The sequence below is a fragment of the Providencia sp. PROV182 genome, assembly GCF_028480325.1.
Classification (GTDB): domain Bacteria; phylum Pseudomonadota; class Gammaproteobacteria; order Enterobacterales; family Enterobacteriaceae; genus Providencia; species Providencia hangzhouensis.
This window is the reverse complement of the sequence record NZ_JAMPOL010000032.1, coordinates 1-23569: the sequence shown is the minus strand read 5'-3', so window position 1 is coordinate 23569 and position 23569 is coordinate 1. Positions and strand designations below refer to the sequence as shown.

Below are 23569 nucleotides of genomic sequence, written 5' to 3'. Positions count from 1 at the left end.
GTTCCTTCTAGATTTCATATTCACTTGAAAAAAGTTCTGCAGAATTATCAAAAAATTCTTGAAGAATAATTCTCTTATAATATGCAAAATCAGAACTACCTCGATTTCGTGGATAAGGAAGATTAATATCAATTATTTTTTTTATGTTTCCAGGGCGGGATGACATTATAATTACTCGATTTCCCAAATATATTGCCTCTTCAATATCATGGGTAACTAAAATCATCGTCAGTTGCTTTTCTTGTTTGATAGATAAAATCTCTCGTTGCATTTCAATTTTGGTTAAAGCATCAAGTGCGCCAAGCGGTTCATCCAATAACAATAGTTCAGGTTGGGTGATTATTGTACGGGCAATTGCTGCACGTTGTGCCATTCCTCCTGAGAGTTGTTTAGGATAAGCATTAGCAAACTCAGTCAAGTTTACGAGTTTTAAATAATTTTCAACTAAAATTTTCTTCGTTTTTTTATCTATATGGTCTAATCCGAAAGCGATATTATCAGCAATTGTTAACCAAGGTAGAAGCCTATTTTCTTGAAAAACCATTCCTCTTTCTATATTTGGTTCGGTTATCTCTTTATTTTTAAATAGTACACTTCCACTATTGAATTGGTTTAAGCCTGCAATTATGCGTAGTAAAGTACTTTTCCCACAACCACTATGGCCAACGATAGCAATAAATTCACCTTGTTGAACTTGAAGGTTAATATCTTCTAAAACAGGAAGTAACTTATTATTGATAGTAAAGTTTTTAAATCCATTTTTGATTGACAGCATATTTATTTCCTTTCTGTTCTTAACCATGGCAGCAGGTAATAAGATATAATTAATAAAATCTTATCTAATAATAAACCGACTATACCGATAACAAGAATACCCACTATAACGACTGGGGAATCTAGCATAATTCGGGCATCATTGATGCGATAGCCAATACCTGAGTTAGCTGCGATCATTTCTGCTGCAACGACTGTTGCCCAAGATAACCCCATTGCAAGCCTTAAACCTGTAAATAGGTTGGGAAGTAGTGATGGAATATAAATTTTTCGTAATTTTTGCCAGATATTGAATTGATAAAGATTACCTAATTCAATATAAGTCATAGGTGTCGTTTGTATTCCATTGATGGTACTTAGTAATATAGGGAAAAAGGCACTTTTTATAATAAGAATAATTTTAGTTACTTCACCAATCCCAAACCATAAAATTAATAATGGTATCCATGCTAGTGGAGGAATTTGACGTATAGCATTTAATGTCAGGTTGAAAATTTGGTTTGTTCGTAGCGACAATGCCATGATAATACCAAGAAAAAAAGCAAAAATAGCAGCGATAGCAAAGGCTATTAATACTCGGGATAAACTAATTGATAAATCTTGCCATAATTGCCCAGAATATAATTGGAAATTCAAAGAATGCCATGCTTGCGGAATAGATGGAAAAATAACAGGAGAAACACCTCCAATTGTTGTTGTAATATACCAAATTGTAAAAATAATGACTGGAAGTAGAAGTAAATAAAAACTGTTTTTCAACATGATATATAAACCTCAACTTATTTTATCGAAATATTGATTGAGGAAGCTCACATATGTTTTTGTATCCTGTAATCCAACGAGTTTATCCACTAATTTCCCATTATTTGAGACTGCAATAATAGGTATACTTCTAAGTGAATACTTTTGAAGAATTTCAACAGAATTATCTACAGAGAGATAATTGATTTTATTTATTGAGTAAAGTTTCACTAATGAAGGTAATAACTCATTCAATACTTTACATTTATTGCACCAATTAGCACCGAAGAAAATCAAATTATTTTTATTTTCATTAATAATTGAATAGAATGTTTCACTATCTATTTCATATATTTTATCGGAAAAGAAAAATATGTCAGATTTTTTGGAGGAATGATTATCTCCAGTGCGAGCAATACATAAGATATCATCATCTGGAATTTTATGTTTTATTATCCCTTCGATATACACTCCTGTAATTGTATCTTTAGGGGCTGCATTTGGTAATCGAAATTGAGAGACATCCAGAGGTGCTATGCTATTTTCTTCAGGTATATCTAATTGAGGGATCCAATCATAAGGGATTCTATAGGCACGATAGATCATATTATTGCGTTTTTTTCCTTCTCGCCAGTAAGGTGAGACATATTCCCACACAATCTCATGTTCAGCTGTTATTTCAATCAATCGCCCATTTGAGCCTTCGGTAATTAAAGTATTACCATTTGGTAGACGCTGAGCGCTACTTACATATGGGCTATAGAATCGACTCGAATCCATGGGAGATGCAAAACCTAGTTTTTCTGCATCATGTTGCCAAATAATTTCGAGAGTAACTGGGTTTATTTCTAATACTCGAGAACTATCTCTCCATGCATTTTTTAAGCCATATACAGATGAAGGGTTTGGTGCTCCATAACCAGCCCAACCTCCATTATCAAAAATTAACATATTTCCTGCACCTGGGAGGCCATGAGGTATAATATGAGCATGATGAGGTCCGATAATCCAACCAAGATGATGAACTTGTTTGTCGTTATAATCTGGTCCTAATTGCCAAACTATTTTTCCAGTTTTTCGACTAGTTATTCCGATTATATTTGCTTCTCTAGAATCCCAAATAATGTTATCAGGATGAAAACGTTCGTCTCCATTATCATAATGTAGATTTGGCCCTATACGAGACATGGTATTAATATGTAGATAATCTCCCATGCCTCCACCAGCACTACGCATATTTGGATCACGATATAAAACATTTCTAGCTTCTTCGCTGAAATTTAATTCTGAAAAGTGATCGCTAAATGCCCATTGCCAGATAATATTACCTTGCCAATCTACTTCGATAAAAATATCATCAAGTAGCCATTTATCTGATATTTCAGGTTTGTAAATATTTTGATGGCATAGTATTAGAGTATTTCCGCTATGGGTTTGTGATGTTAATGTAGGAGAATAATAACCAACAGGGTTTCCATCACGTTGAAAATCATGATGTTGTCTTGCCATCCATATTATTTCTTGATTAGGATCTTGTATTTTTTCTAATTTATTGAATGACCATATAATGTTACCATCCCAATCAAATTGAACTAAATCAACTTGATCTTGAACACCATATTTAGGTGATCGCAAACCATGACTACCAAATAAATATCCACCAGGTAAAATTTTATTAGGGAAACCATCAACTCCTTGCCATAAATGCACTTCTCGACCATTCATATCAATTAATAGCGCACCTTTTCCTGGTGCGTTAAAAAGGGTATAACCTCTAAATGTTTTTTCTTTATTGAAAATAGTAGTTCCTGAAGGATAAATACTTGGATGCCCCATATTAAATATTCCTATAGTAAATTTTTTCTATGTGGAATAATGGTGTAAAGGTAATGGCTTTTGAAATATTTTTTATTATGGTGTTATAACTTAATAGAACAATACAGTAATGTTCTATTAAGTGCTTATATTTATAATATTAAGTGATAAGAATATAATATGTAATTAATACAAAAAGTTAAAAATATAATTGATTTTTTCCTAGTGATGGTATGAGTATTGTTCATATCTTATGATCAGTAACACAGTATGAATGATATTAAACTATACATTATGTTAATTCATTTACTGATCGTTATTTACGGGCTAACATTGCGTTAGCCCGTAAAATTTAACGGCCTAAATAACTATCCCAATCTTTCCAAACGGGCTGTAAACCGGCTTGCACAAGGGCATGTGCGACTTGAGCGGCACTGCGGTTATCATTTGGGGAAAACTGTTCTAGCTCTTCTTTGGTATCTGCATAGCCACCCGGTTGGGTTTTTGAGCCGGCACTGACGTTGTTAATTGCCAATGGCACCACGTGATCACGGAAATAAGGTGATTCACGGGTTGAGAGTGAAAGCTCGACATTCGGCGCCAGAAGGCGAAAAGCACAAATCAATTGCACTAATTCGGCTTCATTCATCAGTGATGCTGGTTCAACGCCACCTGCACAAGGGCGCAAGCGAGGAAAAGAGATAGAATAACGACTTTGCCAGTAGTATTGCTGTAAGTACAACAAATGTTCTGCAACCATATAGCAATCGGTACGCCAACTGTTTGATAAACCAATTAACGCGCCAAGGCCGATTTTATCTATACCTGCTTCTCCTAAACGTTCTGGAGTGGCTAGGCGCCAGTGAAAATCCTGCTTTTTACCTTTGAGATGATGTAGTTGATACGTGGGCTCATGGTAGGTTTCTTGATAAACCATCACACCGTCTAACCCCAAAGTTTTCAACTCCTTATATTCATCTGTGCTTAGTGGCTGCACTTCCATCATTAACGAACTGAAATAAGGGCGAATGATGGGGAATGTGTGGCGGAAGTAGTCCATACCCACTTTACTTTGGTGCTCCCCTGTAACCAGTAATAAGCTATCAAAACCAATTTTGCGAATGGTTTCGCACTCATTGATGATTTCAGCGTCATTTAGCGTTTTTCGCTTAATTTTATTACTCATCGAGAAACCGCAATAAGTACAATCGTTTGCGCATAGGTTCGATAAATAAAGTGGCACGTAAAAACCAACAGCATGGCCAAAGCGTTGGCGGGTGAGTTTCTGGGCTTTTTGTGCCATCAGCTCAATATAGGGACGGGCAGCAGGGGAAAGCAGCGCCATAAAATCATCGAGTGTGAGTATATCTGCCGCCAAAGCGTGTTCCACATCGACAGGTGTTTTACTGTTTATCCGCAGTGTCGTATCGTCCCAATCCAGTGCTTGTAAGCGTTCTTGGAAACTTGGGATCATGATAAGGCTCCTAAAAAACGGGTCAATGGGCTGGACGCTTGCGCCTGTTGCTTCGGTGCAGCTAACCCGCTTTGATAAGCTAACTCAGCGGCTTCGACCGCGAGTTTAAACGCTTTTGCCATAAGTGCAGGTTGCTTCGCTACCGCGATTGCGGTATTGACTAAAACGGCATCGGCACCCATTTCGATGGCTTCTGCCGCATGGCTTGGCGCACCAATTCCGGCATCTACGACGACAGGCACAGAAGCTTGTTCAATAATGATACGGAGCATTTCTTTAGTTGCTAAGCCTTTGTTTGTGCCAATCGGTGAGCCTAATGGCATCACAGCGGCACAGCCTACTTCTTCCAAACGACGACAGAGTACTGGATCTGCGCTGCAATAAGGCAATACAACAAATCCCTCTTTAACGAGCTGCTCTGCGGCGAGTAATGTCTCGATGGGATCGGGTAGCAAATAACGCATATCTGGATGGATCTCAAGTTTGACCCAATTGGTACCGAGGGCTTCTCGAGCTAGGTGCGCTGCAAATACCGCCTCTTGGGCATTTTTCGCACCGGAGGTATTCGGTAATAGCTTCACACCCAATTCTTGCAGTGGCTGTAAAATACCATCATCTTGCCCACGTAAGTCAATACGTTTCATTGCCATTGTCACCAATTGACTGCCGGATGCTTCAATGGCGTCTTGCATTAGGTTGGCGCTGGCAAATTTACCTGTTCCAGTAAACAGGCGTGAGTGAAAAGTTAAATCTGCGATTTTTAACATTATTAGCCCCCAGCGATAGCTTGAAATAACAAGATATTGTCTTGGTCATTAATGAGATGTGAATCCCACTGACTCTTCGGAATGATCACTTGGTTGATAGCAAGTGCAGTTCCCACTATTGGCCGGTTGAGAGTGGAAAATAATTGATTAACCGTCAGTGGGGCGTCGAATTCCATAGGTTGGTCGTTAATTATGATATGCATGTTTCTTCCCGACAGATTGGACATTGCAATGACGACGTTAATTGCAATGTATTCCATTGTTGCTGTTTCCCATCAAATAAACGCAATTTACCGCTCAGTGAAGAGGGAAGGCCGACAAGTAATTTAATGGCTTCTAGTGCTTGCAACGTGCCGATAATTCCAACTACAGGCCCTAATACCCCGGCAGTGCGGCAGTTGCGCTCGGGTTCATCTTGGTCTGGATATAAACAGGCATAGCAACCAGTACTAAATGGCGGCTCAAGTACCATTAATTGGCCGCCAAACCCAACCGCACTACCGCTAACTAAGGTTGTATTGGTCATGACACAAGCGGTATTGACCGCATGGCGAGTGGCCATGTTATCGCAGCAATCAAGCACTAAATCGACTTGTTCAGCTAAAGGAATTAAAGTCTCAACATCCAACTTCTGTGCGACAACATGGGTTCTTACCAATGGATTGAGCCGATGCAGCCTATCTGCGGCAAGCTGGGCTTTTGGCTGGCCGATATCATCGGTATCGTAAAGTACCTGCCGTTGTAAGTTAGAAACGTGCAAGTCATCGTGGTCAGCTAGCCACAATTCGCCGACACCAGCCCCCGTTAAATAAAGGGACGCGGGGGAGCCTAACCCCCCTAAGCCGACAATGAGGACTTTGCTATTTTTGAGTTTTTGTTGCCCCTCGGGACTAATGTCTTCGAGTAGTAGCTGACGGCTGTAACGCATGAATTCTTGGTCACTTAACATGATTGAATTCCTTAAATCATCACTCACCCTGTTTTATGATGATAAAGCAGGGCGAGTTATGTGATTAAAAATTGGCTAGTTGGCAGTATTTCGCTCAATTAAATCCAACAACGTTTCTGTTGCAGCGCGCCAATCATCGGCTTTGGTAATCGCACTGACCAGCGCAACACTACCTACCCCAGTTGCTAGCACTGCAGGGACTTTATCAATAGAAATTCCACCAATGGCGACAGTTGGGTAATCAGGCGTTGCTTCCACCATGGCTTTAAGCGTTTCTAAACCCTGAGGCGAAGAAGGCATTTCTTTCGTTTGTGTTGGAAAGATATGCCCCATAGCAATGTAAGAAGGACGCACGGATTTCGCGATAGCCAGTTCGTGCTCATCGTGCGTTGATATTCCTAACCGTAAGCCCGCTTGGTGGATTGCTAATAAATCGGTAGTTTCCAAATCTTCTTGGCCCAAATGTACGCCATAAGCACCCAACTCGACCGCTAAGCGCCAGTAATCATTAATAAATAAACGTGCGTTATGTTTTTTTCCTAGCGCAATCGCTTGTTGAATATCATCACGAACATCGGCATCAGGTTTGTCTTTGATGCGCAATTGGATTGTGGAAACACCTGCATTAAGCAAGCGTTCAATCCATTCAACGGAATCCACAACGGGGTAAAGCCCAAGGCGTTGTTTGGTCGCAGGAAAAGGACTATTTGGGATAGATATAGTATTTGGAATAGATATAGCACTAGGCAATTTTGGCATTTTCATCCACCTCTGCGTTCACAATTTCAGCACCATGGTAGAGCTCGCTGCCATGAGCACGGAAGGCTTCTGACATCTGTTCCATACCGGCTTCTTTTTGTGCCGCGTAGTCACGAACTTCTTGGGAAATCTTCATTGAACAGAATTTCGGTCCGCACATAGAACAGAAATGGGCAATTTTCCCAGAGGCTTGTGGTAAGGTTTCATCGTGATATTTGCGAGCAGTTTCAGGGTCTAATGCCAAGTTAAATTGGTCTTCCCAGCGAAATTCAAAACGGGCTTTGGACATGGCGTTATCACGGATCTGTGCACCAGGGTGCCCTTTAGCAAGGTCAGCGGCGTGGGCTGCAATCTTATAAGTGATTAGCCCTTGCTTAACATCGTCTTTATTCGGCAATCCCAAGTGTTCTTTCGGGGTGACATAGCATAACATTGCACAGCCAAACCAGCCGATCATGGCGGCACCAATACCAGAAGTAAAGTGGTCATAACCCGGAGCAATATCGGTTGTGAGTGGGCCTAAGGTATAGAATGGCGCTTCGTGGCAATGTTCCAATTCTTCCGTCATATTACGGCGGATCATTTGCATTGGTACGTGGCCAGGGCCTTCGATCATGACTTGGACATCATATTCCCACGCAATTTTGGTTAACTCACCAAGGGTATGTAATTCGGCAAATTGTGCTTCATCGTTGGCGTCTTGGATTGAGCCTGGGCGCAGGCCATCCCCTAATGACAAGGAAACGTCGTAAGCGGCACAAATTTCACAGATTTCACGGAAGTGCTCATACAGGAAGTTTTCTTGGTGATGAGACAAGCACCATTTGGCCATGATGGAGCCACCGCGAGAGACGATCCCTGTTAGGCGCTTGGCGGTCATCGGTACATAGCGTAGTAATACGCCGGCATGGATAGTGAAGTAATCGACGCCTTGCTCTGCTTGTTCTAATAATGTGTCACGGAACATTTCCCACGTGAGATTTTCGGCGATACCGTTTACTTTTTCGAGCGCTTGGTAAATCGGAACCGTACCAATAGGCACTGGGCTGTTACGTAAAATCCATTCGCGAGTTTCGTGAATATAACGGCCAGTGGATAAATCCATGACGGTATCCGCCCCCCAACGTGTTGACCAAATCAGTTTTTCGACTTCTTCTTCAATAGATGAGGTGACCGATGAATTACCAATATTAGCATTAACCTTAACCAAGAAATTACGGCCAATAATCATTGGTTCTGATTCGGGATGGTTGATATTGGCTGGGATAATGGCGCGACCCGCCGCCACTTCTTGGCGAACAAATTCAGGGGTAATATTCTCCGGTAAATTTGCGCCAAAGCCTTGGCCTGGGTGTTGTTGCAATAAAACTTCGCCACGAATACGTTCACGCCCCATATTTTCGCGGATTGCAATAAACTCCATTTCAGGGGTTACGATGCCTTTACGTGCATAGTGTAATTGAGTAACACACTTGTTAGTTTGGGCTTTTAATGGGTGGGGGCGGTTGTTAAAGCGCAGATGATCAAGACCTGCATCAGCAAGGCGTTGTTGGGTAAAATCGGAACTTAAATTTTCGACAGGTACGGTATCAGCTCGTTCACTTATCCATGGCGCACGAATTTTTTTAAGGCCTTTATGGACATTCAATTCAGAAACTGGGTCGCCGTAAGGGCCAGATGTATCATAGATAGGAACAGGTTCGTTATCTTCAAATTGAGGGTTATCTTTATCGCCACCAATCAAGGTTTGAGAGAGTTGGATTTCTCGCATCGGGACTTGGATATCGTCTCTAGAACCTTGTAAATAAATGCGCTGTGAATTAGGAAACGAAACGCCAGAAACGGTATTAATAAAATTTTCAGCGGCATCACGTTGAGCTTTACGGGTGCGAGCGGGTGCTGCTTGTGGCGATAAATCAGCAGTAGGGATGATATTTTGTTCTGTATTATTGGACATAGCAATTTCCTGACATTGTCACGGCTATCACAGTTTTATGTGTAGCGGGTTTATCGAAAGAAAGTTGCTTGTCAGGAGTTCGGAGGAGTAATAAAAAGACGTTGCGGCTAATTTTTCACCAAATGTGAGGTGATAAACTAACGCTGAGTGATTACTCTTGTTCCCTTCGCGGGTATTAACCCGATCAGGTTCCGCGGATCCCGAATTAACGGTCTCAGCCTGATGCATTGCATACTAGGCACTCCGACAAGAGATTTCAGTATAAGCTTTCCTCGTTATTCTTCAAGCGATAAGTGCGTTGGCTGCTCTCGGCTACCCAAGTCACATACTTATGTATGCTCCTTGGGATATCCTCATTTGCCGCCTTCTTCTCACTTGAATAATTTAGAGGAAAGTAAAATGGAATAAGGTTATTTCCTTGTTATTTTTCAAGGGATAAGTGCTTCCTCGTCATTCTTCGCGCGATAGGTGAGTCGATTTCATAGATTTACCCGAGTCACATACTTATGTATGCTCATCGGGATAATTCTATTTATCTCCTTCCTCTAGCACGAATAATTTAGAGGAACCTTTGAAAAGATTAGTTAGTTAAAACTAAAATTAAAACCAAGTTTGAAATTAAAATTGGGCTTACAAACTCCAAGTATATTGTGGCCAATTGTGTTCGAGTGCGGCTTGCGTTAGGCGTTCGTCACCGTTGATAATAAATACTTCATCGGCGAATTGGCACATCGGGAGATCGTTGGCGGAGTCGGTGTAGAAATACACATAGGCGTCAGTGATCGGTTGGTGGCGGACCCAAGCTAATAGGCGTTTGACTTTACCTTCTTTAAAGGTTGGAATGCCGTCGATCTCTGTGGTGTAGCAACCATCTTGTTGTTTGATATCGATCCCCATCGCGACATCCGCACCTAGTTTCGCAGCAATTTTTTTCACAATAAATGAAACGGTTGCGGAGATCACAATAATTGGGATCCTTTTAGCTCGATAATTTGCGATCGTTCTAATGGCGTCAGGGTAGACTCGCGGTAAAATCACGTTTTGTACGAAATCATCCAACCAGATATCCACTTGCTCAGCTTTTACATTGGCGAGGGTTTGTAGGTTAAAATGCAGGTAAGTCGGCATATCCAAAGTGCCTGCATTATACTGCGCCATCATGGCTTTATCTGCCTCCACAAATTGTGGGTCGCTAATGATTTGCTTATCCCACAGATATTGTGTCCACAATACACTGCTATCACCTTGAATTAACGTATCATCTAAGTCAAAAATGGCCAGTCGGTTTTGCATTATATTCCTATCTACTTATTAACTAAGTGTGCGAATTTCATTTTTATTAAACATAAGTTCAAGGCGAGTTCCAGGTTCAAATAAACGCTCAGATGAGCGGTTAAGTAAATCCACCGTCATATCACCTGCAGGGGTATTCACACTATAACGAATAATATTGCCAAGCAACTGATGGTCCAATATCACGGCATCAACAGGGTGAGAAATATGGCTACCGTATTGGCGCCCCGCTTCTTTGACATATATAGACTCAGGGCGGATAGCAAGTGTACCTTGTAAATTAAGGCCTAACATCGTATTGGCCTTTTCGGAATCAACAAGGTTGTAATGGCCCATAAACCGAGCGACAAATTCTGTTGCTGGTTGGGTATAAATATTCTCTGCCGTATCACTTTGCACGATCTGCCCTTTATTCATCAAAAAGATCCTATCGGACATGATCATCGCTTCATCTTGATCATGAGTAACAAAAATGGTGGTTAAGCCTAATTCACGTTGAATTTGGCGAATTTGCTGGCGTAAGTGCTTGCGAATCCGTGCATCAAGAGCGGAAAGCGGCTCATCAAGTAACAAAATTTGCGGTTTCATCACTAATGCTCTTGCGAGTGCTACTCGTTGGCGTTGTCCCCCTGATAGTTGATGGGGAAATTGTTGTTCTTTTCCTTGTAATTCAACTAATTCAATCACTTCAGCGACTGCTTTAGATCTGGCTTGGCTATCAATTTTACGCATTTTTAAACCAAACGCGATATTGTCAACCACAGTCATATTGGGAAATAACGCATAACTTTGGAACACCATGCCAACGCCACGTTGCTGTGCGGCTTGGTGGGTTACATTCTGGCGATTAATATAAAGTTCGCCATCATTAAGTTGTTCAAGCCCTGCGATACAGCGTAATAAAGTCGATTTTCCGCAACCACTTGGCCCAAGTAGGGTAATAAATTCGCCTTTTTCGATAGTAAATTGAATATCAGCAAATACCTGATTAGTGCCAAAAGACTTGGCTAAATTTTCCGCAATAACATAACTCATCATTCATCTCCTGAACGATTTAATCGCATTGCTAACCATGTCAGCAATAAGGTAAACAGAAAATATGACATCACCAGAGCAGAAGTGAAATGCCCGCTGGTTTGTCGCATATTGAAAAGATAGATTTGCAAGGTTTCATAACGTGTTCCCACAAGGATATTGGCAAACACAAATTCACCCATTAAAAATGAAAATGAAATTAATAATGAGACCAACATACCTTTGCGAATATTGGGTAACACAATCATCATAAAGGCTTGGAAGGTACTGGCACCGAGTAAATGCGCGGCATCCATTAAGTCATGTAAATTAATGCCTTGAAAGCTATTCGCAAGAGCACGATACATAAAAGGTAACGTGATGGTGAAATAAGTACCAATCAGGATCCAAGGTGTACCAACCAACATGAATGGTTCATCAGCAAATATTTGCAGCAAGCCCACCGATGAGACCACAGGCGGGATCGCAAAAGGCAAAATAATGAGTAAATCCATCATCCCTTTGAGTTTGGGGAACCGATAAAATACCGCAAACGTCATGGGTAAAATAATTAATGTGCTAACCAGTAACGTACCAAAGCAAATTATTAATGAACGACCAAATGCCATGAGAAAACGCGGGTCTTGCCACAATTGTAGATACCATTTAATCGACAAGGCATCAGGTAGCACAGTGGCTCCCCAAGAGCTGGCGATGGAATACAAAAATGTGGCAATAATAGGTAGCGCTAATAGGCTAGCAACACTGATTAGAACTAACTTATGAAGCAATAATCCAGAGGGTTTATTGCTATTGGTTATAACTGGACTAATCGCATTATTATTTTGCATGGTAGCTCCGCTTGATTAACCAATGATGGATAGCCGTGATAAAAGCTAAGATAGCGATAAGTAGCATTGATAAAGCCGCAGCCATATTCGGCTCGAGAAATAAATCACCGGAAACTAAACTGGCAATTCGGATAGTCACAAGGTTGTAATTACCACTTGTTAACGCATAGGTACTGGCGTATGCGCCCATTGCATTAGCAATTAGGATAATAAAGGTGCCAAGTAGAGCAGGGGAAAGCACCGGAATAGCAACTTTTAGCCAATAGGTTAGTTTGCTTGCTCCCATCGTTTTTGCTGCGTCTTCCCATTCAGGTTTTAGTGCGTCAAAGGCGGGATAAAGCAACAGAACACCTAATGGGATCTGAAAATATACATACAACAGCATTAACCCGCTGGCGCTATATATATTGAAATCTTCGATAATCCCCCATGACTTGAGTTGCAAGGTAATCGCCCCATTGAAGCCCAAAATAATAATGAATGCGAAAGCAAGAGGAACACCGCTGAAATTACTGGCCATGGTGGTGAAGGAAATCATTATCCGGCGAATTTTCCCTTGCATTTTATAAATGGAAAATGCCGTGATACTCGAAATGAATAAGCCAATTACACTGCAAATAATGGAAAGCCATAAGGTATTTTCAAACGCTTGCAAGTAAAAATCATTATTGAATACTTCAAGATAGTTACCTAATGACCATGCTTCTTCGTAGATAAAGCTATTAATAAGCACCCAAATCATTGGGGCGATTTGGAATAAACTAAACAGCACAAAGAATGGTAGCAGTAGCAGTGCAGCGCGCCAATGAAAACGAGCAAAGCGTTTTTTTAACATGGCAATTTTTCCCTGTGGTTGGAATGTCTGCTCACAGGGGGCAGGGATATCAGCCATTACAAACCTCCTCGTAATAGCGCATCACAAACAGGTTTATCGAGAGAGTTGGCACCAAGTAAACGACAAATGGTTCCACAAATTGCGGTTTGCTCAATATCGCAGGGTTGATGAGAAAATTGCGAACCGACGACAAATAATGGGACTAAACACTCTTCAGGAAGTGTCCCGCCGTGGCTACGATCATTATTCATCCCATGATCACTAGTGATCAGGATTTGATAACCTTGCTCAATCCATGTAGGAATATAATTCGACAGGATGATATCTGCATGGCGTGCTGCATTACGATATTGCGGCGAATCAAAACCGAACTTGTGCCCGGTGTCGTCTATATTCATAGGGTGAATCAATAAAAAATCAGGGTTAAATTGAGTGCGTAAATATTCCGCATCGACAAATAAGTGATCATCAGGGTAATGGTCTGCTTGATAAAAGCAGCCATGCTGGATAGCTAGCGATTCATCGTGAGTAAAACGGTCTCTTGTTGCGACGAAAGGCGCTCGGTTATACAGCTCACTCACCCAATAATAAGCGGCGGCGGCGGTCGTTTTGCCGGCAAGGCGCGCAAGAGAGAATATGCTGTCAAAATGGGATAAACGGATAATTTGGTTATTCACAATACCGCTTTTGACAGGAGGGACTCCCGTTAGTATGCACTCATATAAAGGGCGAGACATCGAAGGAAGCTCGCACTCTAATTGGTAAAGTGTTGCACTGTCGGCTTTGATTAAGCCGTTGAGATAGCCCATACAATGATGGGCTACTGAATAACTTAAACCGTCTAGGACAACAAGTATGACTTTCTCAGACATTAACTTTTCCTAAAATCAATACATTAAATTACTGCTGGTGGATCAAAACTTGTTGCTGCCACATTTTAGGGAGATTACGGGACGATTTTTCCCAGCCTTCTGCATTTTTAATGGGTTGAACATTTTTATATTGTTCTTCGGGTAGTAATTTGGCTTTAATATCGTCAGGTAATGTTAGATATTGTGCACGAATTGGCCGAGCGTAGCCTTCAGCAAGGTTTAATTGGCCTTTGTCACTGAAAATAAATTCACGAGCTAATTTTGCTGCATTTGGGTTTTTGGCAAATTTATTGATGATAGTGGTGTAACCTGAAATGACAGAACCGTCAGATGGGATCACAACCGTAAAGCGATCGCGGTTGATCTGATCTCGGTAATTCAGTGCGTTAAAGTCCCATAAGATGCCAACTTCGACTTCACCTTTTTCGATATTTGCGACAGTTGGGTCATTAACGGATAGGCGTTTTTGTTTGGCGAGTTCAGCAAAAAATTCAATGGCAGGTTTTAGGTTATTTTCGTCACCACCACGGGCAAATGCGGCGGCCAGTACAGCATTATTGGCTTGTGCAGCGATTCCAACATCCCCAACGGTGACTTTATATTTTCCTTTTAATAGGTCATCCCAGCTTTTCGGCGCATCTTTCACTAGATCATTATTAATCATAAAAGCAATTGACCCTGTATAGGCTAAAGCCCAATGGCCGTCTTTGTCTTTTGCCCAATCAGGAATTTGTGCCCAAGTTGTTGGTTTATAAGGTTGAGTCACACCTTTTTGCACGGCAACAGGCCCAAAAGAGGCACCTACATCACCAATATCTGCGGTCGCATTATTTTTTTCTGCGGCAAATTTGGCAATTTCTTGGGCGGAGCTCATATCGGTATCTTGATGCTTCAACCCATATTGCGTCGCTAAGTCTTGCCAAGTTCCTTTCCAATTAGCCCAAGAATCAGGCATTCCAACGCTGTAAACTTGCCCTTCTTTTTTCGCTGCATCGATTAACTCTGCTAAATTAGCATCAGCAGCTAATGTCACACTGGATGCAGTCAATGATAGTAAAATCGCAGGAACGATAGTTTTCATTATTTTCTCACTTTTGAAGAACGGTGAACCGTATTGGTTACTTAGCATCCTAATTTTAAGAGGTGACAGTTAGTTGACCCTTTTATGACAGTTTTTAGACATTTTATGGAATGGAACGTCTAAAAAGTGTCAAAATTGATAATGAAAAATAATGAAACAAACGTTTGAATGACATTGCGCCAAAGAAGTGTATTGTGTCATTAATAGATTTATTTTTTCGACAATAAAAACTAACAAAAGATATGAAAAATGAATAAGTTAAAATTATCAGGAACTGAAAGTGGTTGGTGGTTTATCTGTTTTTCCGGGCGTTTGTGGCTACCTCATGGAGATATTCCTCGAGGCATGGCAAAGGACTATTTGTTAGAAGGAAAAATAGCGACACCAATTGGTGAGTGGCAAGGGGAAATTGTCTGGTTGATAGCCGAAAAAATGCCATCAGATATGGCATCTCCCCGTATTGTTGCTGCGCAAGATGAGGGTTTATTTCGTCTCGCTGGGCGAGGCGTGCAATTGGCGGAATTTTATCGTTCTCATCGTTATTGCGGCTATTGTGGTACTGCAATGCGCCATAGTGAAACAGAATGGGCGTGTTTGTGTGACCATTGCCATGAGCGCTATTACCCGCAGATTGCCCCTTGTATTATCGTGGGGATCCGCCGTGATGACCATATTCTATTAGCTCAGCACCGGCGCCATTCGCAAAATCCATTATTTACCGTATTAGCGGGCTTTGTTGAAGTGGGTGAAACACTAGAAGAGGCTGTTATGCGCGAAGTCATGGAAGAGAGCAATATAAAAGTGAAAAATATTCGCTACGTATCTTCACAGCCATGGCCTTTTCCTCATTCTTTAATGATGGGCTTTCTCGCGGATTATGAGAGTGGTGATATTAAAGTAGACCCGAAGGAGTTGGTGAGCGCAAATTGGTATCATTACAATGAACTGCCTTTGATCCCACCCGCGGACACCATAGCTAGGCGTTTGATTGAAGATACGGTCGCATTGTGTCGTCAAAGTGATTATGAAACGGGAAAATAGCACAGCGCTGATATTGTTATCATTAACATGATACAATAATGAACTTCGCTCTTAGCCATTTGCGGCGGCCACTTATAATAATGGAGTAAATAATGACTGAGTTAAAAAATGACCGCTATCTACGTGCTTTGCTACGTCAGCCTGTAGATGTGACCCCTGTATGGATGATGCGTCAAGCAGGGCGTTACCTGCCTGAATATAAAGCAACTCGCGCTGAAGCTGGTGATTTTATTGCTCTGTGCAAAAACACTGAATTGGCTTGTGAAGTGACATTACAGCCATTACGTCGTTTTCCATTAGACGCTGCAATTTTATTTTCTGATATTCTCACTATCCCCGATGCAATGGGGCTTGGGTTATATTTCGAAACGGGTGAAGGCCCACGTTTTCATAAACCGATTATGAGCGCGGCAGATGTAAAAAACATCCCTATTCCTGATCCTGAAATGGAACTTGGTTATGTAATGGATGCAGTTCGTGCCATCCGTAAAGCCCTTGAAGGTAATGTGCCACTGATTGGTTTCTCTGGTAGCCCGTGGACACTGGCGACTTATATGGTGGAAGGTGGCAGTAGCAAAGCATTCACTAAAATCAAAAAGATGATGTACGAAGACCCGAACACATTACATTTGTTATTGGATAAACTGGCGGACAGTGTCATTTTATACTTGAATGCTCAAATTCGTGCAGGCGCACAGTCCGTGATGATTTTTGATACATGGGGTGGGGTGTTAACTAAGCGTGATTATTTACAGTTTTCACTGAATTATATGCATAAAATTATTGATGGCTTAATTCGTGAAAATGATGGTCGCCGTGTTCCTGTCACCTTATTTACTAAAGGTGGAGGCCAGTGGTTAGAGGAAATGGCGGCAACGGGTTGCGATGCATTAGGCCTTGATTGGACGACTGAAATTGCTGATGCTCGTCGTCGTGTTGGTGATAAAGTCGCTTTACAAGGTAATATGGATCCATCCATGTTATATGCACCACCTGCGCGTATAGAAGAAGAAGTGCAAAATATTCTATCTGGCTTCGGCCAAGGTGAAGGGCACGTATTCAATTTAGGCCATGGTATTCATCAGGATGTTCCACCTGAGCATGCAGGTGCATTTGTGGATGCAGTTCACCGTTTATCCCGCCAATATCATCAATAATTATCGTTTATTGATCTTCTAGGTTTGTGGTGTATTTATAGAATCTTGTAAGTACACCATTATCATCTATGATTAAGAATAATTTAATCTCATAAGCAATGGACGCATGATGGTTTTAGATACTCAATTGTTACGAAAAGAACAAACTAGGCAAGCTTCAAAAATCATTTTGCATGATGAACTTCCACCACTCAAACTGATTGGTGGAGCGGATGTGGGCTTTGAACAGCAAGGCGCTATTACGCGTGCAGTGGTAGCTGTATTATCTTGGCCACAGTTAGAACTTGTTGAGTATCAAATAGCACGAATACCGACTCAATTGCCTTATATACCGGGGTTACTTTCTTTTCGTGAAGTCCCTGGGTTAATGGCGGCGTGGGAAAAAATACAAAATAAACCTGAATTAGTACTCGTAGATGGACAAGGGATTGCACACCCACGGCGCTTTGGTGTTGCCTGCCATTTTGGGTTACAAGCTAATATAGCCACAATTGGCGTTGCAAAAAGCCGTTTATGTGGTGATGCGGTTGAGTTAAGTGAAGAACCCGAAAGTGTTCAGCCATTAATGGCAGGTGAAAATCAACTCGGTTGGGTATTGCGGAGCAAAAAACGCTGCAAACCATTATATGTTTCACCTGGTCATAAAGTAGGTTTTTCCTCTTCCTTAGAGTGGGTAAAGCAGAGTCTAAAAGGTTATCGGTTGCCAGAACCGACGCGTTTTGCTGACGGAATTGCATCAAATCGAACGTTTTTTAAGCGAATGAATGAGAAAATCAGCTAATTATCAGCAAAATATGTGGCATTGACAGATTTTCAGGTAAACTGCGAAGTATTAAGATTGATGAGTCAGAAATTATGTTAAGAAATCCCATTCATTTGAGGTTGGAAAAATTAGAAAGCTGGCAACATACAACTTTCATGGCAAGCCTATGTGAAAGAATGTATCCGAACTTTCAAATGTTTTGTCAGCAAACTGAATTTGCCGATGCAAAAGTTTATCGTTCCATCCTTGATTTAGTTTGGGAAACTTTGGTCATTAAAGATAGCAAAGTCAATTTCGACAGTCAGTTAGAAAAATTAGAAGAAATTATCCCATCAGCAGATGATTTCGATATGTATGGTGTGTATCCAGCTATTGATGCCTGTATTGCGTTAGGTGAAATTATCCATTCGAAATTGAGTGGTGAAACCCTCGAACACGCAATATTGGTTAGCGAAGCATCCATTCGTACGGTTGCCATGCTCGAAATGACTCAAGCAGGGCGGGAAATGACAGAAGAAGAACTCAAAGAAATCCCGGCCGTTGAAGAGGAATGGGATATCCAGTGGGACATTTTCCGGTTACTGGCAGCTTGTGAAGAGCGCGACTTAGAGTTAATTAAAGGATTAAAATCTGACCTCCGCGAAGCGGGGGTGAGCAATATAGGTATTACTTTAAGCTGATTTTTGCATTTTCATTATCGAAAACGTGACTTGACGCAGTAATGCTGAGTACTAAGACTTCACATTTGCCCCTACTCTGGTCTACATTTAGGGGCGAGAAGAAGTGGCTATCGGGGGCGTGTATCAGGGGCTGTCAATTTGGCATATCCGACGCACTCGATGCTTTGCAAACGATAAACACACTGTGTAAGGATAATTTATGAATAAGACTGAATTAGTTGATGCTATCGCAGAATCAGCGGACCTGACCAAAGTTCAGGCAAAAGCAGCATTAGAATCTACTCTGAATGCTATTTCTGAAACGCTGAAAAAAGGCGAACAAGTCCAACTGGTCGGTTTCGGTACTTTTAAAGTTAGCCATCGTGCTGCGCGTACTGGTCGTAACCCACAAACTAAAGCAGAAATCCAGATTCCTGCTACAACTGTGCCTGCTTTCTCTGCCGGTAAAGCACTGAAAGAAGCTGTAAAATAAGAACATTGTACAGCCGAATCACCAGAGGGGGTAAAAAACTACCCCTTTTGTTTATTCAAAAAGGGTTGCTGGTGTTGGGAACTATCTCAATGCTAAGCGCCTGTTCTTCTAATGCACCAAAGCTCCCTGAGTTTAGTGCAAGTGGTTTTATTGCCGATGATGGCGTCATTCGTATGTGGCGACTTAATAATGCAAAAAGCCAGCCTCTGGTCTTAATGGTGGTTTATAGCCCCTATAAAGGTACAGACACTTCCGTTAATTTCTTTGAATATCGTTCAGGCAATCTGTGGCAAATTCGCAGCCAAATCTTGAATCAAAAAAACGGTGATATCACCGAACAATTACGCTTCGATAAAAATAATGAGGTTATTTTTATGCAGCGTACTCAAGACGGCTATAAAACACCTCTTTCAACGGATGAAATTACGCGTTGGCGCTTTGAAGCTGAACGCATACTCGAGACAAACACCGCACTTATTGTTGGCGGCGTCAAACTCTATCAAGGTCGCTGGCAGCAAGGTAAAGTGACGACTTGTGAAGGTGATGTACGCGAAGTGACTTTTGAGCCCTATGCTGAAAATTGGTTACAGAGCCGTGCGAAAGTGTGGCATTCCCAGCTAAATTTAGCGTGGTTGGAGTCTTCTGAGGGGAATCAGCTTTTGATGGTGGCTGACACGGATTTTTGCCGCTGGCAACCTTCTAAAGATTCGTTGTAATATCTCCGCTCGTCGTCTTTCGACCCACCGCTCGTCGTCTTTCAATCCATAGCGTTGTTGGCTGCTCTCAGCTACTTAGGTCACATACTTATGTATGCTCCCTAAGATATCTTCGTTTGCCGCCTAGCTCTGAATTGAAATACTTAGAGCCGATATTTTTGCTCGTCAACTCGTAGCCTTTCGACCTTCAGCATTGTTGGCCGCGGTGACTTAGCCTAGTCACCTTGCCGTCTAGCTACGAACAGAAATCCTTAGAGTGCTTGTTTGATAGTACAAACAACAATAAAAAAGCTGATAAAAGTTTCCTCTTATCAGCTCAGTAAATGGTTTGGTGCTTTGTATTATTTTATGCGAGCAATAGCGCGGTAACCGATGTCGTTGCGGTAGAAGCTATCATTCCAGTGAATGGTTTTTGCCACTTCATAAGCTTTGGCTTGCGCTTTAGCGATATCATTACCTAATGCTGTTACACATAGGACGCGACCACCGGCAGTCACGACTTCTCCATCTTTCATGCGAGTACCCGCATGGAAAACTTTGCTATCAGCCGCTTCGGTGGTTGGTAAACCCGAAATTACATCGCCATTGTGGTAGTCGCCTGGGTAACCACCTGCAGCAATTACTACCCCTAAAGCAGGGCGCTCATCCCATAATGAATCTTTACCTGCCAGCTCACCTTTCGCCCCCGCTAAACATAAAGCGACTAAATCTGATTGCAAGCGCATCATGATAGGTTGAGTTTCAGGATCACCAAAACGGCAGTTGAATTCGATAACTTTTGGGTTACCTGCTTTATCAATCATTAATCCAGCGTATAAGAAGCCTTGATAGCGGTTTCCTTCTTGGTCCATGCCTTTAACAGTTGGATAAATAACTTGTTCCATCACGCGCTGGTGTATTTCATCTGTCACAACAGGAGCTGGGGAGTAAGCGCCCATTCCACCTGTATTTAGACCTGTATCACCATCACCGACACGTTTATGGTCTTGGCTAGTTGCCATTGGAATGACATTTTCACCATCTACCATAACGATAAAACTTGCTTCTTCACCATCAAGAAACTCTTCGATCACGATACGATGTCCTGCATCACCAAAGGCATTCCCCGCTAACATGTCATGAACAGCTTCTTTTGCTTCTTGCAGAGTCATGGCTACGATAACACCTTTTCCCGCTGCAAGGCCATCTGCTTTGATCACGATTGGCGCACCGACTTTATCTAAGTAAGCTAAAGCAGGTTCAATCTCAGTAAAATTTTCATAGGCCGCGGTAGGAATATGATGGCGAGCTAAAAAGTCCTTAGTAAATGCTTTAGAGCCTTCAAGCTGAGCAGCACCTTTGGTTGGACCAAAAATAGTTAAGCCAGCAGCCTTAAATGCATCTACAACACCAATAACTAATGGTGCTTCAGGGCCGACAATCGTTAAACCAATTTGCTTTTCTTTAGCGAATTGCAGCAGCCCATCAATATCGGTTGCAGAAATATTAACGTTCTCAAGGGATGGTTCTAATGCTGTGCCTGCATTGCCCGGGGCAACATACACTTTATCTGCTAAAGGGGATTGAGCCGCTTTCCACGCTAAGGCATGTTCACGGCCACCGCCACCAATAATCAAAATATTCATTACTAGGCTCCTAATAATTAGTGACGGAAATGACGCATATTAGTGAAAAGCATTGCAATACCATGTTCATTTGCAGCAGCAATCACTTCTTCATCGCGGATAGAACCACCTGGTTGGATCACACAAGTTACTCCAACAGCAGCTGCGGCATCAATACCATCGCGGAATGGGAAAAAGGCATCTGAGGCCATTGCACAGCCAGCGACTTCTAAGCCTTCATCTGCGGCTTTAATACCTGCAATTTTTGCAGAATATACACGGCTCATTTGCCCTGCGCCAATACCGATAGTCATATCATTTTTGGCATAAACGATAGCATTGGATTTCACAAATTTTGCGACTTTCCAACAGAATAACGCATCTTTTAGCTCGCGTTCAGTTGGTTGGCGCTTAGTCACAACGCGAAGTTCTTCTTTTTCAACCATTCCTAAGTCACGGTCTTGCACTAATAAACCGCCATTCACGCGTTTAAAGTCTAAACTTGCAACTGGTTTGCTCCATTCACCACATTCAAGTACGCGAACGTTTTGTTTAGTCTCAAGAATAGGCAATGCATCTTTAGCAACAGAAGGCGCGATAATGACTTCTACAAATTGGCGGTCAATGATCGCTTGAGCGGTTTCTTTATCTAATTGACGGTTAAACGCGATAATGCCACCAAAAGCAGACGTTGGGTCAGTTTTGAATGCGTTATCATAAGCTGTATGAATAGAATCACCGATAGCGACACCACAAGGGTTAGCATGTTTGACAATTACACAAGCAGGTTCTTCGAATGATTTAACACACTCAAGAGCCGCATCGGTATCAGCGATATTATTATAAGACAGGGCTTTACCTTGAATTTGTTGTGCAGTTGCAATAGAAGCTTCTTTTGGGTTTTCTTCTATATAAAAAGCAGCATCTTGGTGGCTGTTCTCTCCATAACGCATGTCTTGTTTTTTTATAAAATTTAAATTCAAGGTGCGAGGGAAACGGCCAGAAGGTTGGGTCGTATCACCATAATAAGGGGCAACTAATTCACCAAAGTAATTCGCAATCATGCTGTCATAAGCAGCTGTGTGTTCGAAAGCTTTTATTGCGAGGTCAAACCGAGTTGACCAATTTAGCGAGTTTTCGTGGTTATCCATCTCATCAATGATGGTTTGATAGTCATTACTATTCACCACAATTGCTACATCTTTATGATTTTTAGCCGCGGAGCGCACCATGGTTGGGCCGCCGATATCAATATTTTCTACAGCATCTTCAAGAGTGCAATTTGGTTTTGCCACTGTTTGGGCAAAAGGGTACAGATTAACAACGACCATATCGATAGGGGCAATATCATGCTGTTGCATAATGGCATCATCCGTACCGCGACGACCTAAAATTCCGCCATGCACTTTCGGGTGCAATGTTTTCACTCGACCATCCATCATTTCAGGAAACCCAGTGTAATCTGAAACTTCAGTTACGTTTAGTCCTGACTCAGCAAGTAACTTTGCAGTACCGCCAGTAGATAGAAGCTCAACACCACGTTGAGATAACGCCTTAGCGAATTCAACAACCCCTGTTTTATCAGACACACTAAGCAGGGCACGACGAATAGGACGAAGCAGTTGCATGAGATAGATCCCTTGGATTTGAATAAATAAGGCAATAACGAATATCAGTCAGTAAAAACTCAAAGAGCTTTTCTTATATACCTATTATATCTATTGATGAAAGCAAAGCGGAATTGGCCAGCTTTCCCTATAACAATATATAAGTCACTAACAATTTCAGAACATAAAAACAAAATCAATGCCGAAATTTCGAGCCAATTGTAACGCAAACGTTTGCGTAATGCGCGATAATTTTTAAATTATTTTCATGTTGTGGATAACTTCGTGTATAAGTCGGTATAAGTAGGGGTTTTGCTGTGTAATGCAGCAGTTGAATAAAAAAATGC

The 23569-nt window shown here is 41.6% G+C and carries 23 protein-coding genes and 1 riboswitch; of the genes, 6 read left to right on the top strand and 17 right to left on the bottom strand.

Annotated features, from left to right (window positions below; all coding sequences use genetic code 11):
* Window positions 1–7 precede the first annotated feature (7 nt).
* The 15 genes from PR834_RS19625 to PR834_RS19555 form a co-directional block, all read right to left on the bottom strand.
* Window positions 8–775: an ABC transporter ATP-binding protein gene (locus PR834_RS19625; protein WP_228677527.1), complete on the bottom strand. Its 768-nt coding sequence runs from the start codon at window positions 773–775 to the stop codon at window positions 8–10.
* Between the two features lie 2 nt (window positions 776–777).
* Entirely contained in the window at window positions 778–1536 is a 759-nt protein-coding gene (locus PR834_RS19620; RefSeq protein WP_112307480.1) for an ABC transporter permease, read from the bottom strand.
* Between the two features lie 12 nt (window positions 1537–1548).
* Window positions 1549–3351, bottom strand: a complete 1803-nt coding sequence (locus PR834_RS19615) for an arylsulfotransferase family protein (protein WP_272536874.1) — start codon at window positions 3349–3351, stop codon at window positions 1549–1551.
* A gap of 331 nt (window positions 3352–3682) precedes the next feature.
* Entirely contained in the window at window positions 3683–4804 is a 1122-nt protein-coding gene (gene thiH / locus PR834_RS19610) for a 2-iminoacetate synthase ThiH (RefSeq protein ID WP_004264492.1), read from the bottom strand.
* On the bottom strand, window positions 4801–5571 hold the full coding sequence (locus tag PR834_RS19605; protein ID WP_262961094.1) for a thiazole synthase: 771 nt from the start codon (window positions 5569–5571) through the stop codon (window positions 4801–4803). Before PR834_RS19605 ends, thiH begins: the two co-directional genes overlap by 4 nt.
* A 2-nt stretch (window positions 5572–5573) precedes the next feature.
* Window positions 5574–5774 carry a sulfur carrier protein ThiS gene (thiS, locus tag PR834_RS19600; protein ID WP_004264499.1) on the bottom strand — a complete coding sequence of 67 codons (201 nt, stop codon included), beginning with the start codon at window positions 5772–5774 and terminating at the stop codon, window positions 5574–5576.
* Entirely contained in the window at window positions 5762–6520 is a 759-nt protein-coding gene (locus PR834_RS19595) for a HesA/MoeB/ThiF family protein (RefSeq protein WP_262961095.1), read from the bottom strand. The genes thiS and PR834_RS19595 overlap by 13 nt, the downstream gene beginning before the upstream one ends.
* Before the next feature lie 75 nt (window positions 6521–6595).
* Complete coding sequence (thiE, locus tag PR834_RS19590) at window positions 6596–7279, bottom strand: thiamine phosphate synthase (RefSeq protein WP_272525648.1); 684 nt, start codon at window positions 7277–7279, stop codon at window positions 6596–6598.
* Entirely contained in the window at window positions 7263–9236 is a 1974-nt protein-coding gene (gene thiC / locus PR834_RS19585; protein WP_262961096.1) for a phosphomethylpyrimidine synthase ThiC, read from the bottom strand. Before thiC ends, thiE begins: the two co-directional genes overlap by 17 nt.
* A gap of 144 nt (window positions 9237–9380) precedes the next feature.
* A riboswitch (TPP riboswitch) is annotated at window positions 9381–9492 on the bottom strand.
* Window positions 9493–9866: 374 nt separating this feature from the next.
* Window positions 9867–10529 (bottom strand): HAD family hydrolase, encoded by a 663-nt coding sequence (locus PR834_RS19580; protein WP_096865028.1) that lies wholly within the window; start codon window positions 10527–10529, stop codon window positions 9867–9869.
* Between the two features lie 18 nt (window positions 10530–10547).
* Window positions 10548–11564, bottom strand: a complete 1017-nt coding sequence (locus PR834_RS19575; protein ID WP_036958879.1) for an ABC transporter ATP-binding protein — start codon at window positions 11562–11564, stop codon at window positions 10548–10550.
* A complete protein-coding gene (locus PR834_RS19570) occupies window positions 11564–12394 on the bottom strand; it encodes an ABC transporter permease (protein WP_004264512.1) in 831 nt (276 codons plus the stop codon). The genes PR834_RS19575 and PR834_RS19570 overlap by 1 nt, the downstream gene beginning before the upstream one ends.
* Window positions 12384–13286: an ABC transporter permease gene (locus PR834_RS19565; RefSeq protein ID WP_180312312.1), complete on the bottom strand. Its 903-nt coding sequence runs from the start codon at window positions 13284–13286 to the stop codon at window positions 12384–12386. The genes PR834_RS19570 and PR834_RS19565 overlap by 11 nt, the downstream gene beginning before the upstream one ends.
* Window positions 13286–14101 (bottom strand): alkaline phosphatase family protein, encoded by an 816-nt coding sequence (locus PR834_RS19560; RefSeq protein WP_110592640.1) that lies wholly within the window; start codon window positions 14099–14101, stop codon window positions 13286–13288. The genes PR834_RS19565 and PR834_RS19560 overlap by 1 nt, the downstream gene beginning before the upstream one ends.
* A gap of 28 nt (window positions 14102–14129) precedes the next feature.
* Window positions 14130–15182, bottom strand: a complete 1053-nt coding sequence (locus PR834_RS19555) for an ABC transporter substrate-binding protein (protein WP_110592639.1) — start codon at window positions 15180–15182, stop codon at window positions 14130–14132.
* 249 nt (window positions 15183–15431) lie between these two features.
* Between PR834_RS19555 and nudC the strand changes: the two genes are divergently transcribed.
* From nudC to PR834_RS19525, 6 genes are all read left to right on the top strand, one after another.
* Window positions 15432–16223, top strand: a complete 792-nt coding sequence (gene nudC, locus PR834_RS19550; protein WP_004264517.1) for an NAD(+) diphosphatase — start codon at window positions 15432–15434, stop codon at window positions 16221–16223.
* Between the two features lie 92 nt (window positions 16224–16315).
* Window positions 16316–17380, top strand: coding sequence for a uroporphyrinogen decarboxylase (hemE, locus tag PR834_RS19545; protein WP_004264519.1), 1065 nt, complete (start codon window positions 16316–16318; stop codon window positions 17378–17380).
* 109 nt (window positions 17381–17489) lie between these two features.
* Window positions 17490–18161: a deoxyribonuclease V gene (gene nfi / locus PR834_RS19540; RefSeq protein WP_272525656.1), complete on the top strand. Its 672-nt coding sequence runs from the start codon at window positions 17490–17492 to the stop codon at window positions 18159–18161.
* A 74-nt stretch (window positions 18162–18235) separates the two neighbouring features.
* Window positions 18236–18823, top strand: a complete 588-nt coding sequence (locus PR834_RS19535) for a YjaG family protein (protein ID WP_004264521.1) — start codon at window positions 18236–18238, stop codon at window positions 18821–18823.
* A 199-nt stretch (window positions 18824–19022) separates the two neighbouring features.
* The gene (locus PR834_RS19530; RefSeq protein ID WP_004264522.1) at window positions 19023–19295 is read left to right on the top strand and encodes an HU family DNA-binding protein; all 273 of its coding nucleotides are present in this window, start codon (window positions 19023–19025) and stop codon (window positions 19293–19295) included.
* Window positions 19296–19366: 71 nt separating this feature from the next.
* Window positions 19367–20011, top strand: a complete 645-nt coding sequence (locus PR834_RS19525; protein WP_310889357.1) for a DUF1481 domain-containing protein — start codon at window positions 19367–19369, stop codon at window positions 20009–20011.
* A gap of 341 nt (window positions 20012–20352) precedes the next feature.
* Here the strand turns inward: PR834_RS19525 and purD are convergent, their stop codons facing one another.
* On the bottom strand, window positions 20353–21636 hold the full coding sequence (gene purD / locus PR834_RS19520; RefSeq protein ID WP_164454914.1) for a phosphoribosylamine--glycine ligase: 1284 nt from the start codon (window positions 21634–21636) through the stop codon (window positions 20353–20355).
* A 17-nt stretch (window positions 21637–21653) separates the two neighbouring features.
* Complete coding sequence (gene purH / locus PR834_RS19515) at window positions 21654–23243, bottom strand: bifunctional phosphoribosylaminoimidazolecarboxamide formyltransferase/IMP cyclohydrolase (RefSeq protein WP_004264527.1); 1590 nt, start codon at window positions 23241–23243, stop codon at window positions 21654–21656.
* Window positions 23244–23569 lie beyond the last annotated feature (326 nt).

Bases quoted from the DNA above. Each gene is read 5' to 3' on its own strand.
- PR834_RS19615 (WP_272536874.1), bottom strand. From the start codon at position 3,351: ATGGGGCATCCAAGTATTTATCCTTCAGGAACTACTATTTTCAATAAA.
- PR834_RS19580 (WP_096865028.1), bottom strand. From the start codon at position 10,529: ATGCAAAACCGACTGGCCATTTTTGACTTAGATGATACGTTAATTCAA.
- thiS (WP_004264499.1), bottom strand. From the start codon at position 5,774: ATGCATATCATAATTAACGACCAACCTATGGAATTCGACGCCCCACTG.
- PR834_RS19570 (WP_004264512.1), bottom strand. From the start codon at position 12,394: ATGCAAAATAATAATGCGATTAGTCCAGTTATAACCAATAGCAATAAA.
- nfi (WP_272525656.1), top strand. From the start codon at position 17,490: ATGGTTTTAGATACTCAATTGTTACGAAAAGAACAAACTAGGCAAGCT.
- purD (WP_164454914.1), bottom strand. From the start codon at position 21,636: ATGAATATTTTGATTATTGGTGGCGGTGGCCGTGAACATGCCTTAGCG.
- PR834_RS19620 (WP_112307480.1), bottom strand. From the start codon at position 1,536: ATGTTGAAAAACAGTTTTTATTTACTTCTACTTCCAGTCATTATTTTT.
- PR834_RS19535 (WP_004264521.1), top strand. From the start codon at position 18,236: ATGTTAAGAAATCCCATTCATTTGAGGTTGGAAAAATTAGAAAGCTGG.
- PR834_RS19595 (WP_262961095.1), bottom strand. From the start codon at position 6,520: ATGTTAAGTGACCAAGAATTCATGCGTTACAGCCGTCAGCTACTACTC.
- PR834_RS19575 (WP_036958879.1), bottom strand. From the start codon at position 11,564: ATGAGTTATGTTATTGCGGAAAATTTAGCCAAGTCTTTTGGCACTAAT.
- PR834_RS19560 (WP_110592640.1), bottom strand. From the start codon at position 14,101: ATGTCTGAGAAAGTCATACTTGTTGTCCTAGACGGTTTAAGTTATTCA.
- nudC (WP_004264517.1), top strand. From the start codon at position 15,432: ATGAATAAGTTAAAATTATCAGGAACTGAAAGTGGTTGGTGGTTTATC.
- thiE (WP_272525648.1), bottom strand. From the start codon at position 7,279: ATGCCAAAATTGCCTAGTGCTATATCTATTCCAAATACTATATCTATC.
- PR834_RS19555 (WP_110592639.1), bottom strand. From the start codon at position 15,182: ATGAAAACTATCGTTCCTGCGATTTTACTATCATTGACTGCATCCAGT.
- PR834_RS19565 (WP_180312312.1), bottom strand. From the start codon at position 13,286: ATGGCTGATATCCCTGCCCCCTGTGAGCAGACATTCCAACCACAGGGA.
- PR834_RS19530 (WP_004264522.1), top strand. From the start codon at position 19,023: ATGAATAAGACTGAATTAGTTGATGCTATCGCAGAATCAGCGGACCTG.
- hemE (WP_004264519.1), top strand. From the start codon at position 16,316: ATGACTGAGTTAAAAAATGACCGCTATCTACGTGCTTTGCTACGTCAG.
- PR834_RS19625 (WP_228677527.1), bottom strand. From the start codon at position 775: ATGCTGTCAATCAAAAATGGATTTAAAAACTTTACTATCAATAATAAG.
- thiC (WP_262961096.1), bottom strand. From the start codon at position 9,236: ATGTCCAATAATACAGAACAAAATATCATCCCTACTGCTGATTTATCG.
- PR834_RS19605 (WP_262961094.1), bottom strand. From the start codon at position 5,571: ATGTTAAAAATCGCAGATTTAACTTTTCACTCACGCCTGTTTACTGGA.
- thiH (WP_004264492.1), bottom strand. From the start codon at position 4,804: ATGATCCCAAGTTTCCAAGAACGCTTACAAGCACTGGATTGGGACGAT.
- purH (WP_004264527.1), bottom strand. From the start codon at position 23,243: ATGCAACTGCTTCGTCCTATTCGTCGTGCCCTGCTTAGTGTGTCTGAT.